We start from the raw sequence: 14,069 nt of genomic DNA, 5'->3' as shown, positions 1-14,069 counted from the left end.
CGTCAACGGGACGACCGGCGGCGGGCTTCTCTTCCTGGGCCTTCCCAGAGAGAGAGAACACCGCCCGGATCACACGCGAGGACGTGTTGGCGGCACTCGCCGCCATGACGACGGTCAGCGCTTTCGTCGTGACAGCGGACCTGGGCACACGGACCGTGGCCGCCCGCTCCGTCATGGACGAATCGACGTCCCCGAGGGGACAGCGCAATCGCTGCTCGGTGGCGACACAGTCGGGCGGATGGCCCGTCCAGGACATGGGACGTTGCGCCGTCAGAAGGACGACGGCATCACGCGCGACCCCATCGGTCGCATGGACCCGCACCGTGTAGGTCACCCGGAAGTCGGAACCGGCGCCCTGTCCCCCGCTCATCTCCAGGTCGGCGACTAAGCGCACCAGTGGCGGGTTGTCCGCCCCGGTCAAGGCCCCCGCGGACGGGCTCGCCAGCGTCATCGGCGGGACGGCGAGCACGCAGCCCGCTACGATCGCGCCCAAGCGTCTCCCTCGGCCCCCCGTGTGCACCCGATCCCCTCTCCGTCGTTGGCTGCCAGGGGGGCGGCGACATCGGACGCCGGGCGTAGACAGTTATTGCCACGCGGTGGCCGCGCGTAACCGTGGCGCTCCATTTTCGCGTGGCGAAATTTTCTCCGTAGACTCAGATGATCGCGAAGAGGGGGAGGACCTGTGGCGGAGGCCGTACGGTCGCTGGAGCGCGCGTTCGAGCTGCTGGAACACCTGGCGGACGCGGGCGGCGAGATGGCGCTGTCGGAGCTGACGGAGGTCTCCGGGCTGCCGATGCCGACGATCTACAGGCTGATGCGGACGCTCGTGAGCCACGGGTACGTCCGGCAGGAGCCGTCCAAGCGCTACGCCCTGGGCCCCCGCCTGATCAGGCTCGGCGAGGGCGCGAGCCGCCTGCTGGGGACGTGGGCCCGGCCCGTCTTGAGCCGGCTCGTGGACGACGTGGGCGAAACGGCCAACATGGCCGTGCTCGAAGGCGACGAGGCCGTGTACGTCGCGCAGGTCCCGTCCAAGCACTCGATGCGGATGTTCACCGAGGTCGGACGGCGCGTCCAGCCGCACTGCACCGGCGTCGGCAAGGCACTGCTCTCACAACTGCCGGACCAGAGGGTCAGGGAGATCCTCACCCGGACGGGCATGGACGCGCACACGCCCAACACCTTCACCGACCCCGAAACCCTCATCACGGAGCTGGCACGCATCCGCGAACAGGGCTATGCGGTAGACGAGGAGGAGCAGGAGATCGGCGTGCGGTGCATCGCCGTCCCGCTGCGGGGCGCGCCCGCGCTGACGGCCCTCTCGGTGTCGGGGCCGTCCGCGCGGATGACACGCGAGACCGTCATCGACGTCGTGCCCATCATGCGCGACGCCGCAGAGCGGTTCACCAAGGAACTCGGTCCGCCCTAGTCGACGGGCTCTCCGACCACCACGGTGGGCCGGCCACCCCTCTCCCACATGACGAAGTCCCCGGCGGACTTGACGAGCGCCGCCGCGAGCCACAGCGCCATACCGGTGTCGTCGACGATGCCCACGACGGGGAACACGTCCGGGATGGCGTCGATCGGGGACACGATGTAGACGATGCCCAGCGCCAGCAGCCCGAGCGTCCCGAAGGACATGCCCTTGTACTGCCCGCGCAACACGGCCTTCAGCATCCGGGGAACGGCGCGCACGCGCTCGAACAACCCCGGTGCGTCAGGTCGCAGGGTCTCACTGTAGATCTGCCACGCCTGCCCGGCGGCGGCCGCACGCTTCCTGTCCACAGACCCTCCTATCGCACGTCCGGAGGGCGTGCCCCCGCAACGCCCACGACTAACTACGACGTGACAAGTGCCCGAAATGTTCCCCTTCAACGGCCATGAGGCCGGTCACAGCACGGCACCCATGAATTCAGTTACCGGAAGTGAGTTCTGTATCACTCTCGTGCCGATCCGGCCGCGCCGCCCCACGTCCGCTGCAACCATGAGATAGGGGGATCTCTAGCTTCGGGGGAGGAGCGCCGCCTCCCTGGCCTGGCCGTCCAGCACCGCGGGAGCCGACGAACGACATGAGCGGCGACGATCCGATCGACTTCACCCTTCCCGTCCACGGCACGGCCGCGGGCGTCGCCTACATCGCCCTGCCGCCGACCGCGGTGGACGCGGTCGCCTCGGGCCCGCCCCACCTCATCGTGGCGTGGCCCGGCTTCGACCCGCCCCGCACGGCGGGTGCGCTGGCCGCCGCCGTCCCGATGACCGGCGTGCCCGCCTGGCGCGTCTTCCTCGACCTCGGCCAGGCGCCCGGCGGCCTCGGCTCCGGCGCGATCCTTGAGACCGAGACCATCGACGCCTACTGCGACGCGATGGAACGTGCCGTTGACCGCCTCCCCGACACCGTCGCGCACCTCCGCCACGACCTCGGCGTCCCCGACGGCCCGCTCGGCCTGGCCGGTTTCAGCGCGGGCGCCTCGGCCGCCCTGCTCGCCGTGGCACGCGGCCCGATGCCCATCGCCACCGCCGCGCTCATCGCCCCCGTCATCGCCCCGTCCCGCGCCGCCCGCGCCGTCGAGACGCGCGCCGCCCGCGACCGCGCCTGGACCGACACCGCCCGCGCCCGCGCCGACCGCCTCGACCTGAGCGCGCTCACCGACGACATCGCCGCCCGCGACACGGCGCTGCTCCTCATCGCCGGCGCCAAGGACCGCGTCGTCCCGCCGGGCGAGGTCACCGCCCTGTGCGACAGCCTCCGCAAGGCCGGCGCACCCGCCGCCGAGTCCGTCACCCTCCGCATGGGCCACGCCCTGACCCCGGAACCCGGCACCGAGCCCACCCCGCCCATCACCGAGGCCGTCCGCGTGGACAGCGTCCTCACCGACTGGTTCCGCGACCGCCTGGCGAGCCCACCCTCAGAGGACGTCCCGCCCTTCCAGTTCAACCTCCCCGATCCCCCCGCACCCGCCCCGGCCCCGACCCAGAACCCGGCCCCGCTCCACCCGGACGAAACCCTTCCCCGGGCCACAGCAGCCCACCCCCACTGACAAGGCAGCCCGCCCGCAGGTCAGCCACACGCACCAAGCGTCCGCCGCACACTGCGCAACTATGCACCTCATCTGGTTGAACACACGTGTGAGCAGAGCAAGGCGCCGTCCCCAGCGAACGCCCTCGACCGCGCCGGCAGACGCACACCGCGCGGTCGAGGATCACAGCGGCGTCCCAGGGCTCGCACACCTCACGGAGCCTTCAACCTGAGCCACCGGTTACGTGACAAGCACGCGAAGCAAGCCCACCGAGCGCAGTGGGTATCCCCGGCGCGTCACCTCCCCGCAACGCAGCGAGTGCAGCGAGCGGAATGGAGGAAACCCGTGCCGCGCACCCGGGCCCCCAGGCAAACACGACCAGTACGCCTGCCCCTGCAGGCTGAGCCACACCCGGCAGGGCGAGGCCCAGCCAACGGCTACGGGAGGCACGCGCAGCGAGCCGAGCAGGTATCCCCTCCGCGCCGCGACCCCACAACGCAGCGAGTGCAGCGAGCGCAGTGGAGGAGACCCGTGCCGCGCAGCCGGGGGGTCTGGGGGGTTGCCCCCCAATGAATGCCGGTTACGCCAGGACTTCGTAGCGGACTGGGATGACGCCTGAGCCGGTTCCGCCCACCTTGACCATCGCGGCCTTGGAGAGGTCCAGGCAGCGGCCGCCGGCGTAGGGGCCTCGGTCGTTGATGCGGACGATGACCGAGCGGCCGTTGTTCTTGTTGGTCACGCGGACCTTGGAGCCCATGGGCAGGGTCTTGTGCGCAGCCGTGAGCTCGCTTGGGTCGAAGGGTTCGCCGCTGGCGGTCATCTGGCCCTCCCAGTAGTAGGAGGCTTGGCACGAGCCGGACTGCAGCACCTTGCGGGGCTTCTTCTTCGGCTTGGGCCTCGGCTTGCTCTCGGGCTCGGTGTTCTTCTCGGGCTCTGGGGAGCGGGTGCCGCCTCTGCTGGCACGGGTGGGCGCGGTTCTCGGCGGGTCTGCCTGCGGTCTGGTCGCCTGGGGCGATGTCTGCGCGGCTTGTGCGGATTCGGTGGAACCGTCGCCGTTGAAGAGGGCGAAGGCGCCGGCCGTGAGAAGGGCGACGGCGACGCCGGTAGCGATCAGGATCATGCGAAGGCGTGCTTGAGGGCTACCCACGAAGGAGTCCTTTGGTCGGGGACAGGGCCCCGGACGCCCGGTGTTTCGACACCACCGTGCAGCGGCGTGCTCAGGTGACCTTCGTGTCCCCGAACACCGTGCCGCCCGCGGGCGTTGAGGCCCGTCTTCGCGCCGATCTCTAGGCGCGTCCGCTTCGTCGCGGATCCGGCGTCCGGCAGGTGCGGCGGGAACGCATCTTCACTTTTTGATCACCGTAGGCGCCGCACAAGTCCTTGACCGTACGGTGTGTCCGCCATGAATCAAGCCCCAGAACCCCCGTTTGTGGGGTTTATCACCTCCTTCTTTGCCCTCCGAAGTTGATCAACTGCGCGCGGTGACTGGATTTGAAGATCCACTTTACTGGCACTGGAAGATGTGATTTCGGGCAGATAACGTGCACTTTCGTGACATGGAAACGGGGCGTTCCACATAGCGTGGAACGCCCCGTCCGGGGTGGCGGGAGGTCGTCAGACCAGGCCGTTGGTGGGGAGGCCGCCGGTGTTGACCGGCAGGCGCGGCAGGCCGTTCAGCGGCCCGGCGGGCGGCTTCGGCCGGGCGGTGCGGGCGGTCTGGGCCATGCCGGGCGGCATCTGCGACTGCTTGATCGGCATGGCCGCGGGCCGGGTGGCCGGGCGGTCGTCGGCCTTCAGGACCTCGACCACCTGTCCGCGGGTGGCGTCGACGCCGGTGGCCGTCTCGCGGACGACGTCGCCCGCCTGGTCGAGGACCTGGTCGGGCGCCGGGCGGCCGAGAGCGCGGCGGTGGGCCGGTGGGAAGAGCGCGGCGTAGCTCACGGGGAGGCCGGCGGCCTCCGCCGAGCGGACCGCGCCGGGGACGACGCCCATCGCGTCGAGGCCGCGCCGCTCGTCGGAGGCGCGGCGGGCGTTCCGGAGGAGCGGGGTGGTGGAGGCGGACCGGGTGACGGCGGCGACCTTGCCGAGGGGGCCCGCCTGGACCTTCTTGGTGGCCTTGGAGGCGTTGCCGACGACCTTGCTGGTGCTGCCGACGACCTTCCCGGCGGCGTCGACGGGGTTGTTCGGGTTCGGCTTGGCGCGGCGCTGGTTCTCGGGGCAGGCGCGGCGGCCGGTGCCCGCCGGGATGGAGAACGGCTTGGCCAGGTCGTCCAGGATGCAGCGGGAGGCGCCCGCGTCCCTGGCGGTGCGGGGCCGGGGCCTGGTCGGCCTGTCCTTGAGGACACCGTCGACGGTCCCCGTGGTGAGCTTCGCGGCGTGGCCGGCGGGGGCCGTGGTCGGTTCGGGGACGACGTCGGACGGGAGGGTGTGCGCGACCGGCGCGACCGTTCCGTAGAGGAGTTCGGCGGACGGGCCCCGCGCGGCGCTCGACGGGGCGGTCGCCACGGCGAGCGCCGCGGCCGCCGGGACGAGGACGGACACGCTGAGCAGGTTTCTGGCGGATCGATGCATTTTCTTTCCCCCTGGTTTTCGGAGTGACCGCGCGCGGTGTGCGCCCGCGTTGTCCGGCGCACCATCGACCGGGGACGTTAGTACAGACCGCCACCGCGCACCCTCGATACGGGAATCAATTGGGGGAGAAAATAAAGATCGCGGGAATTGATCGGAGACATTCCGTCCGACATAGGCGGTAAAGCCGGACGTTCCTCCTAGGAGAATCCGGGACGACCCCGGCCCCGGCGCGGCCGGGCACGCGAAGCGGGGGCGTTCCTTTACGGATCCGGAACGTCCCCGCTTTCTACCTGTCCGCTACTCGCCGCCGAGCGTGATGGCCTGCTCGACCTCGTCCTTGCGGGAGGCGAGTTCGGCCGCGTACCGCTCTTCGTCGATCTTCTCGGCCACCTCCTCGTCCTGGCGCATGAGTGCTTCAAGGTCGGCCTTCGCGTGGTCGAGGACGCCCATGTCGGCGTAGGCCGCCTGCACCTTCTCACCCCAGAGGCCGACATCCCTGACGCACGGGACGATCCGGCTGAACAGCAGGGACTGATAGAGCGAGTACATTTCGGAGTTGTCAACGAATTCCATGCACTTGTCGACGGGGAGATCGAGCTGCTCGAATATCTCGCGTCCCTTGAAACGGTCGCGCATCAGGTAGCAGCCCTCGACGACGAACTCCTCGCGCTCGCCGCGCTCCTTGTCGGTGAGCCCGGCGTAGTAGTCCTTCAGCGCGAGCCGGCCGAACGCGACATGCCGCGCCTCGTCCTGCATGACGTAGGCGAGGAGCTGCTTGACCAGCGGGTTCGTCGACATGTCGCGGTAGAGGCCGAAGGCGGCGAGGGCCAGGCCCTCGATGAGCACCTGCATGCCCAGGTAGGGCAGGTCCCAGCGGCTGTCCTCCAGCGACTCCGCCAGGAGCTTGGCGAGGTCCTGGTTGATGGGGTAGTACATGCCGATCTTCTCGTGCACGAACTTCCCGTACAGCTCCACATGGCGCGCCTCGTCCATGGTCTGGGTGGCGGCGTAGAACTTGGAGTCCAGGTCGGGGACGGACTGGACGATGCGGGCCGACACGTTCAGCGCGCCCTGCTCACCATGCAGGAACTGGCTGAACAGCCACGCACCCTCGTGGCGCCCGAATTCATCCTGTTCCTTCTTATTCATCCTCTCCCAGATGTCCGACCCGTAGAGGGGGTTGAAGTACTCCGGCAGGCCCGCCGGATTCAGCGGATCCACCTCCAGGTCCCAGTCGATGCGCTTCTGGGCGTCCCACTGTTTGTCCTTGCCCTTTTGATACAGGTTGAGCAGCCGGTCGCGTCCCTCGTCGTACTCCCAGGTGAAGCGGGCATCACCTGCCATCTGGACATTCCACGTATCGGTGGGCACGGGCGTGGAGTACAGGTCAAAGGAACTCACGAGAGGGCCTCCTCCGGGCATGGGCGCAGCGTTCGCGGCGTGGACGCGGTCCGCCGCTGGCTTTACATCCCTTCGTAACATGTAAAGCAGGCGGAGGCCATACCCCCCAAGGTGCCGATTCACGTGGACGTCCCACCGGGAGGGAACTGCCCCCGGTCCCTTGCAGGGACGCCCCCAGCCTGGTCAGCGGGACTGGAGCGCGTCCAGTCCGATGGCCTGCGCGATGACCAGGCGGCGGTCCAGCCGCGGGTCCTTGATGTCGACGACGTACCGGTCGCGGAAGCCGAACTTCTTCTCCACCGAGAAGGCGATCTGGTCACCGGTATAGAAGTCGAAATGGTACGGCCAGGCGAACGGCAGCGACTCGGCGTACGGGATGACCTGCCAGACGCGCCGCAGCAGTGCCACGAACTTGTTGCGCTCGCTGCCGGTCGTCACGCCGAGACCGGGCTGCTCCAGGTGCCAGGTCGAGGCGAGCAGGGACTTCTTGAAGTCCTTGCGGAAGACGCCGATCGCCCGCCCGGAGGCGTCGGTGATGTCGTAGGCGGAGGCCAGGTCGATGCGCTTGCGGGCCTTGAACCCGAGGAGGGGACGGCTCTTGGAGTCGTCGGCGTACAGGGTGACCTGCTCTTTGAAGGCCATCCTCTTCTGCTGGGCGAAGGCCAGCAGTTCGCCCTCGCCCCCGCCGGGGGTCTCGGCGTGCACCTCGTACTGGTTCACCATCAGCCGCAGCCGCTGCCGCACCAGCAGCCGGCTCTGCTTCTGGAGGCCCTCGTCGTCCAGCGAACTCACCCGTCCTGATCGTGATTTTGTGAATCAAAGGCGGATTCTGCCATAGGTGGACTAAAACGGGCGGCAGATCCACCGGCCACGGATCCACGTGGGCGGGACGGGACGGAGGAGCCGGAGGGGCGCGTCCGGCGCGGTCAGGACTCCTGGATGTGCGAGGCCAGGTAGCCGTGGATGAGGCGCTCCGCCTCCGCGAGGATCGCCGGGTCGCCGTCGGGACTGCGGCGGAAGGCCAGCTTCAGGACGGCGTCGCCCGCCTCCACCGCGATGGCGAGCGCGTTGGCGAGGCCCGGGCCGTCCTGCACGGCGAAGGTCTCGACGATCATCGTGCGGATCCGGCCCGCGACGACGGCGTTGTTGTCGGCGTCGGAGTCGAGCAGGTTGACGTCCGCGACGTCGCCGAACCGCAGGACGCGGAAGCCGGGGACGGTGCGGTGCATGTCCACGAAGATCTCGATGATCGCGCCGACCGTGTCGGACCAGTGGGCGAAGGAGCCCTCGGCGAACGTGCGGGAGATCCGCTGCCCGAACATCTCCAGGTTGCGCTGGGCGAGCGCCTGCGCGACCGCGCGCTTGTCGGGGAAGAACTGGTAGACCGAGCCGATGGCCACCTCGGCGCGCTGGGCGATGCGCGTGGTGGTGAGGCCGTCGTAGCCGTCCTCGTCGAGGATCTCCGCGCACGCGTCGAGCATCCGCTGGACGCGTTCGGCGCTGCGGCGCTGGGCGGGGCGGCGGCGGAGCGGGGTCCGGATCTCGGTCACCGCCCTATTGTCACCGAAGCCGGGCGTATGGCGTCAGCGTCTCATTGCACATCCGGTCCCCGCGGACATGGGAGTCTTCCGCCCGGACCACCGCACACCCTAGGGTCCGAATCAGATTCATCTTTCGGTGTGGGGAGGGGATGGGAGTGCCGGAGGGATTCCGCTGGGGCGTCGCCACGGCCGCGTACCAGATCGAGGGGGCGGTCGGTGAGGACGGCCGCGGCCCGTCCACCTGGGACGTGTTCTCGCACACTCCCGGCCGCGTCAGGGACGGCCACACCGGCGACGTCGCCTGCGACCACTACCACCGGTGGCCGGAGGACGTCGCGCTGATGGCGGGGCTCGGCGTCGACGCGTACCGGTTCTCGATCGCGTGGCCGCGCGTCCAGCCGTCCGGCGGAGGGCCGGTGAACCGCGCGGGCCTCGACTTCTACGACCGCCTCGTGGACGGCCTGCTGGACGCCGGGATCATGCCCGCCGCGACCCTCTACCACTGGGACCTGCCGCAGCCCCTGGAGGAGGCCGGCGGCTGGATGGTGCGGGACACCGCCCACCGGTTCGCCGAGTTCGCCTACCTCGCCGCCGAGCGCCTCGCCGACCGCGTCGGCATGTGGATCACCCTGAACGAGCCGGCCGTGGTCATGGCCTACGGCTATGCCCTCGGCGTGTTCGCGCCCGGCCGGACCCTCATGCTGGACGCGCTGCCCACCGCGCACCACCAGCTCCTCGCCCACGGTCTCGCGACGACCGCGCTCCGCGCCCGCGGCGCCCGGGAGGTCGGCCTGACGAACCACTACTCGCCCGTCTGGGCACAGGACGCGGCCTCACCGGACGACGCGCGCGCCGCGTCCGCCTTCGACACGCTCATGAACCGCCTGTTCACCGACCCCGTGCTGCACGGCGCCTACCCGGACGTCACCGGACTCGGCGTACCCGACATGTCGGCGTTCGTCCGTCCCGCGGACCTGACGGTGATCGCGTCGCCCGTCGACTTCCTCGGCGTGAACTACTACCAGCCGACGCGCGTCCGCGCGCCGTCCGAGGGCGGCGCGCTGCCGTTCGACCTGGTCGACATCACCGAGTACCCCCGGACGGGCATGGGCTGGCCGATCGTCCCGGACGGGCTCGCCTCGATGCTGCGCACCCTGCGCGACCAGTACGGGGAGGCGCTGCCGCCGCTGTACATCACCGAGAACGGCGCCGCGTTCCCGGACGCGCCCGGCCCGGACGGCACGGTCGACGACACCCCCCGCATCGCGTTCCTGGACGCCCATATCGCGGCGATGCGGGCCGCGATCGGCGAGGGCGCCGACGTCCGCGGCTACTTCGCCTGGTCGCTGCTCGACAACTTCGAATGGGCCGAGGGCTACCATCCGCGCTTCGGGCTCGTCCATGTCGACTTCGCGACGCAGGCGCGCACGCCGAAGCGGTCCTATGCCTGGTTCCGCGATCTGATCGCGGACGACCGGCGGCGGGGAACGGGCTGAGCTCGACCGGCTCGCACGGATAGTCTGCTTTCGCCCTTTCTCAGGTGGAGGTCTCCGCGATGCCCGATCCCCGTCCTCTGCGTCCGAACGACCCCACCGAGGTCGGCGGATTCCGGCTCACGGGACGGATCGGCGAAGGCGGCCAGGGGACCGTGTACGCCGGCGAGTCGGACACCGGAGAGCGCGTCGCGGTGAAGCTGCTGCACGCCGACTTCGAGGGCGACGAGCAGGCCCGGCTGTACTTCGAGCGCGAGCTGGCGACGGCCCGGCAGGTCGCGCCGTTCTGCACCGCCCGGATCATCGCCGCGCGGGCGGACGGCGAGGCGGCGTACATCGTCAGCGAGTACATCGACGGGCCGTCGCTGCGGCAGCTCGTCGCCGAGCGGGGCGTGCTGCCCGCCGGTGAGCTGGACCGGCTCGCCATCGGGACCGCGACAGCGCTGGCGGCGATCCACGAGGCGGGCGTCGTCCACCGCGACTTCAAACCGGCCAACGTGCTGCTCGGCGAGGACGGGCCGAAGGTCATCGACTTCGGCGTCGCGCGGCCCCAGGAGGCCACGTACGCGACCCTGACCGGGGCGGTCGGCACGCCCGCGTACATGGCGCCCGAACAGGTCGCCGGGACGTCCGGCGGCCCGCCGCTGGACATGTTCGCGTGGGGCTGCACGATGGCGTACGCGGCGAACCGGGTGCCGCCGTTCGGGCACGACTCGATCCCCGCGACGATGCACCGGATCCTGCACGCCGAGCCGGAGCTCGGCGCGCTGGGCGGTGACCTGCGCGAACTGGTCACCGCCTGCCTGGACAAGGACCCCGGGCGGCGGCCCACGGCGGTGCAGGTGCTGACGCGGCTGCTGGACCTCGGGACCGGCGGGGACCTCCTCGCGGAAGGGACGTCGGCGGCGGCGACGCTGACGCCCGCCGTCCGCACCGTCCCGGCCCCGCCCCCGCCGCCGGGCCTCCAGGCTCCGGCTCCCGGGCCGGTGATCGGTGACCCGACGGGACCCCGCACCGTCCCGGCGCCGTCGTTCGGACGTCCGCCGGCGCCGCCCGGACGGCGGGGGCGGGTGCTCGCGGTCACCGGCGCCGCGGCCGGCGTCGTCCTGCTCGCGGCGGCGACCACCGCCGCGGTGCTGATCGGCAACGGCGCCGACGGCAAGGGGAGCGGGCACGCGACCAGCGGCGGGAGTTCCGCCGCGGTCGCCTGCGCCTACCTTCCGGCGGACGGCCCGGAGCTGAAGGACGTCGGCAAGCCGCCGGCCAACCCGCCGGCCCGCGGCCTCGTGCGCGCCACCGTCACGACCAACCTCGGCACGATCGAGATGGAGCTCGACGGCGCCAAGGCGCCGTGCACCGTGAACTCGATCGTCTACCTGGCGGTCACGGGGTTCTACAACGACACGTCCTGCCACCGGCTGTCGACCAACGCCTCCCTCAAGGTCCTCCAGTGCGGCGACCCGTCCGACACCGGCACGGGCGGCCCCGCCTACCGCTTCCCTACGGAGAACACGGCCGGCGCGCGGTACGACCGGGGCGTCGTCGCCATGGCCCGCGCGGAGAGCCCGGTCAGCAACGGCAGCCAGTTCTTCATCCTCTACGGCGACTCGCCGAGCCTTCCCCCGTCGTACACGGTGTTCGGCCGGGTCACGTCGGGGATGCGGATCATCGACGACGTCGCCGCGGCGGGCGTCGCTCCGGGCGCGAGCGTCGCCGACGACGGCACGCCGAAGAAGAAGATCACCATCACGGCGTTCCGCACGGTCCCGGCATGACGGCGAGGCCGAGCGCGCGGAGCCGCCCGGGGTCGGTGACGACGTCGATCGCCGTGACACGGCCGCCGTCGATCCGCAGCCTGAGGACCAGCTGAAGCCGTCCGAGCGGCGCGACGACCGCCCCGGGTGCGCCGTCCACCAGCGCGGGCCGGGCGAAGCGGGCGCGGGCGGCGTTGGTGCGCGTCTCCTCGGCGATGCGCCGGGCGCCGCGCAGTTCGGTCACCTCGGCGCGGTCGGTGCGGCGGACGGCGTCCGGGGCCAGGACGGCGAGGAGCGCGTCCAGGTCGCCCGCGCGCGACGCGGCCAGGAACGCCTCGACGACCTCCCGCTGCCGGGCCAGATCTGCCGCCGCAGCGGCGGACCTGCCGTGGCCCGTGCCGCCGCCCGTGCCGTGGCCCGTGCCGCCGCCCGCGTCGGGGTCCGTGCCGTGGACCCGGGCGCGGGCGCGGCTCGCCAGCTTCTTCGCCGCGGCGGGCGACCGTCCGACGATCCCGGCGATCTCCGCGAACGGCACGGCGAACAGGTCGTGCAGGACGAACGCGACGCGCTCGGCGGGTCCCAGCCTGTCCAAGACGACGAGCAGCGCGAGCCCGACGGAGTCCGCCAGCACCGCCTCGTCCTCGGGACCGGCGGCGTCGCCCGCGAGCGTCTCCAGCCCGGCCAGGTCGGCGGGCTCCTCACCGCGGCGGCGCCGTGAGCGCAGCAGGTCGAGGCAGACGCGGCCGACGATCGTGGTGAGCCACCCGGTCACGTTCGCGACGCCGCCCGCGCCCGCCCGGCTCGCGCGCAGCCAGGTCTCCTGGACGGCGTCGTCCGCCTCGTCCGCCGATCCGAGCATGCGGAAGGCGACGGCCCGCAGATGGCCCCGGGCCCCGTCGAAGTGCGCGGCCAGCTCGGCCTGATCGTCCATCGGTCACCATCCCTGGTCACGTGCCGTCATATCGGTGAGGAGAGACGACGGACGAGACAGGGAGACCGGAACATGGCCATTCTAAGCGCGCGGCACGGGGGTGGGCGGTGACGGGGGCGTCGTTGCTGCATCTCGATTCCAGCCATTCCGGCGACTCCGTCACCAGACGGCTGACCGCGCTTTTCGCCGACACCTGGCGGAAGGCGCACGGGCCGTCCGGCCACCGGCACCGGGACCTCGCCGCCGACCCGGTGCCTCCGGTGGCCCCGGCCTACTGCGCGCTCGGACGGCGGGTGGAACGCCACGGCCCCGTCCCGCCCGCCAAGGTGGAGGCACTGGCGGAGGACGCGGACGAGCGGCGGGAGTGGGCGCTGACCCGTCCGCTGATCATGGAGCTGCTGGCCGCCCGCACCGTCGTGATCGGCGCGCCGATGTACAACTTCTCGGTGTCCACCGCGCTGAAGGCGTGGATCGACCGGGTGACCTTCCCCGGGGCCTTCTCCGATCCGGGCTCGGGAGCGAGCCTGCTCGACGGCACCCGCGTGGTGGTCATCACGGCGCGCGGCGGCGCGTACGGCCCCGGCACGCCGCGTGAGGGGTTCGACTTCCAGGCGCCCTACCTGCGGGCCTACTTCGGCGGGCTCGGGGTGGCGGAGGAGAACCTGGAGCTCGTCCACGCCGAGATGACCCTCGCCTGGCTGGTGCCGGAGCTCGCGCGCTTCCAGGACATGGCGGCCGCGTCGCTGGCGGCCGCCGAGGCGAGGATCACCGCGCTGGCCACCGCCTGACCACGCCGGGCGGCGGTTCCGGGCGGGCACCGGACAGGTCAGGACGCGCCGCCGCCCGTCGCGTCGATGACCTGGCCGGTGATCCACCGGAGCTCACCAGCACCGCCGACCTCGCCCTCGCCGCCTGGGCCGTCCGCGAGACCTGAGCGCGACCTCCCCCGGCGATCCTGGACGGGCCGGACCGGGCGCCAACCGGCGGCCCCGGCCGCCCGCGGAGGGAGGACGCGTGGACGGGGACGATCCGCACATCCATGTCGAGTCCAGGGTGGTCCACCGCGACGCGGCCGTCCGTGACGTGACGGCCTCGGTGTTCGGGCTGGCCGGTGACCTGCCGAGCCGCGTCACCAGCGGATGCGGGCTCCGGGTGCCGTACGCGATGACCTCACCGCACCCGGAGCGCGTCACCTGCCTCGCCTGCCGCGAGCACGCGCGGGCCGAGCACCTGCGCTTCGCCGGGCAGGTCGAACGGCTGGGCCGCATGCCGGGGTCGGTCATCGGCGTCGACGAGGCGAGACAGGCCGCGGACCGGCACCGCGGCCTCGCCGAGAGGTTCTCCTGAGCATGCCGCGGGGGTGA

At 71.5% G+C, this 14,069-nt stretch carries 13 protein-coding genes; 6 read left to right on the top strand and 7 right to left on the bottom strand.

What is annotated here, in order from left to right; genetic code table 11:
* Window positions 1-682 precede the first annotated feature (682 nt).
* The gene (locus AGRA3207_RS21750; RefSeq protein WP_273699581.1) at window positions 683-1,426 is read left to right on the top strand and encodes an IclR family transcriptional regulator; all 744 of its coding nucleotides are present in this window, start codon (window positions 683-685) and stop codon (window positions 1,424-1,426) included.
* On the opposite strand, the gene AGRA3207_RS21745 is transcribed toward AGRA3207_RS21750, so the two are convergent.
* Window positions 1,423-1,782, bottom strand: coding sequence for a YkvA family protein (locus AGRA3207_RS21745; RefSeq protein ID WP_231328881.1), 360 nt, complete (start codon window positions 1,780-1,782; stop codon window positions 1,423-1,425). The two genes, AGRA3207_RS21750 and AGRA3207_RS21745, sit on opposite strands and share 4 nt — an antisense overlap.
* 284 nt (window positions 1,783-2,066) lie before the next feature.
* Here AGRA3207_RS21745 and AGRA3207_RS21740 point away from each other — a divergent pair, with 284 nt between their 5' ends.
* Window positions 2,067-3,035, top strand: coding sequence for a prolyl oligopeptidase family serine peptidase (locus AGRA3207_RS21740; RefSeq protein WP_231328880.1), 969 nt, complete (start codon window positions 2,067-2,069; stop codon window positions 3,033-3,035).
* A 559-nt stretch (window positions 3,036-3,594) separates the two neighbouring features.
* Here AGRA3207_RS21740 and AGRA3207_RS39880 read toward each other — a convergent pair.
* The 5 genes from AGRA3207_RS39880 to AGRA3207_RS21715 all read right to left on the bottom strand — a co-directional run bounded on the left by AGRA3207_RS39880 (window position 3,595) and on the right by AGRA3207_RS21715 (window position 8,536).
* Entirely contained in the window at window positions 3,595-4,134 is a 540-nt protein-coding gene (locus AGRA3207_RS39880; protein WP_273699578.1) for a septal ring lytic transglycosylase RlpA family protein, read from the bottom strand.
* A 494-nt stretch (window positions 4,135-4,628) separates the two neighbouring features.
* Entirely contained in the window at window positions 4,629-5,585 is a 957-nt protein-coding gene (locus AGRA3207_RS21730) for a hypothetical protein (RefSeq protein ID WP_231328879.1), read from the bottom strand.
* Between the two features lie 297 nt (window positions 5,586-5,882).
* Window positions 5,883-6,986: a ferritin-like domain-containing protein gene (locus tag AGRA3207_RS21725; RefSeq protein ID WP_231328878.1), complete on the bottom strand. Its 1,104-nt coding sequence runs from the start codon at window positions 6,984-6,986 to the stop codon at window positions 5,883-5,885.
* 183 nt (window positions 6,987-7,169) lie between these two features.
* Complete coding sequence (locus AGRA3207_RS21720) at window positions 7,170-7,778, bottom strand: LURP-one-related family protein (protein ID WP_231328877.1); 609 nt, start codon at window positions 7,776-7,778, stop codon at window positions 7,170-7,172.
* Window positions 7,779-7,912: 134 nt separating this feature from the next.
* Complete coding sequence (locus AGRA3207_RS21715; protein WP_231328876.1) at window positions 7,913-8,536, bottom strand: TetR/AcrR family transcriptional regulator; 624 nt, start codon at window positions 8,534-8,536, stop codon at window positions 7,913-7,915.
* Window positions 8,537-8,676: 140 nt separating this feature from the next.
* On the opposite strand from AGRA3207_RS21715, the gene AGRA3207_RS21710 reads away from it, so the two are divergent.
* Both AGRA3207_RS21710 and AGRA3207_RS21705 read left to right on the top strand, forming a co-directional pair.
* On the top strand, window positions 8,677-10,023 hold the full coding sequence (locus AGRA3207_RS21710; protein WP_231328875.1) for a GH1 family beta-glucosidase: 1,347 nt from the start codon (window positions 8,677-8,679) through the stop codon (window positions 10,021-10,023).
* A 59-nt stretch (window positions 10,024-10,082) separates the two neighbouring features.
* Window positions 10,083-11,795, top strand: a complete 1,713-nt coding sequence (locus AGRA3207_RS21705) for a protein kinase domain-containing protein (RefSeq protein ID WP_231328874.1) — start codon at window positions 10,083-10,085, stop codon at window positions 11,793-11,795.
* On the opposite strand, the gene AGRA3207_RS21700 is transcribed toward AGRA3207_RS21705, so the two are convergent.
* Window positions 11,767-12,705, bottom strand: a complete 939-nt coding sequence (locus AGRA3207_RS21700) for a sigma-70 family RNA polymerase sigma factor (RefSeq protein ID WP_231328873.1) — start codon at window positions 12,703-12,705, stop codon at window positions 11,767-11,769. The genes AGRA3207_RS21705 and AGRA3207_RS21700 overlap by 29 nt on opposite strands.
* 122 nt (window positions 12,706-12,827) lie before the next feature.
* Between AGRA3207_RS21700 and AGRA3207_RS21695 the strand changes: the two genes are divergently transcribed.
* Complete coding sequence (locus tag AGRA3207_RS21695) at window positions 12,828-13,493, top strand: FMN-dependent NADH-azoreductase (RefSeq protein ID WP_231328872.1); 666 nt, start codon at window positions 12,828-12,830, stop codon at window positions 13,491-13,493.
* A gap of 226 nt (window positions 13,494-13,719) precedes the next feature.
* Entirely contained in the window at window positions 13,720-14,052 is a 333-nt protein-coding gene (locus AGRA3207_RS21690) for a hypothetical protein (protein WP_231328871.1), read from the top strand.
* Window positions 14,053-14,069 lie beyond the last annotated feature (17 nt).

Source organism: Actinomadura graeca (genome assembly GCF_019175365.1).
GTDB classification, from domain to species: domain Bacteria; phylum Actinomycetota; class Actinomycetes; order Streptosporangiales; family Streptosporangiaceae; genus Spirillospora; species Spirillospora graeca.
The sequence above is the reverse complement of the archived record's forward strand: the minus strand, read 5'-3'. Positions and strand labels throughout refer to the sequence as shown.

Coding starts and splice junctions, on each gene's coding strand:
- AGRA3207_RS21740 (WP_231328880.1), top strand. CDS start 2,067: ATGAGCGGCGACGATCCGATCGACTTCACCCTTCCCGTCCACGGCACG.
- AGRA3207_RS39880 (WP_273699578.1), bottom strand. CDS start 4,134: ATGATCCTGATCGCTACCGGCGTCGCCGTCGCCCTTCTCACGGCCGGC.
- AGRA3207_RS21730 (WP_231328879.1), bottom strand. CDS start 5,585: ATGCATCGATCCGCCAGAAACCTGCTCAGCGTGTCCGTCCTCGTCCCG.
- AGRA3207_RS21710 (WP_231328875.1), top strand. CDS start 8,677: ATGGGAGTGCCGGAGGGATTCCGCTGGGGCGTCGCCACGGCCGCGTAC.
- AGRA3207_RS21705 (WP_231328874.1), top strand. CDS start 10,083: ATGCCCGATCCCCGTCCTCTGCGTCCGAACGACCCCACCGAGGTCGGC.
- AGRA3207_RS21700 (WP_231328873.1), bottom strand. CDS start 12,705: ATGGACGATCAGGCCGAGCTGGCCGCGCACTTCGACGGGGCCCGGGGC.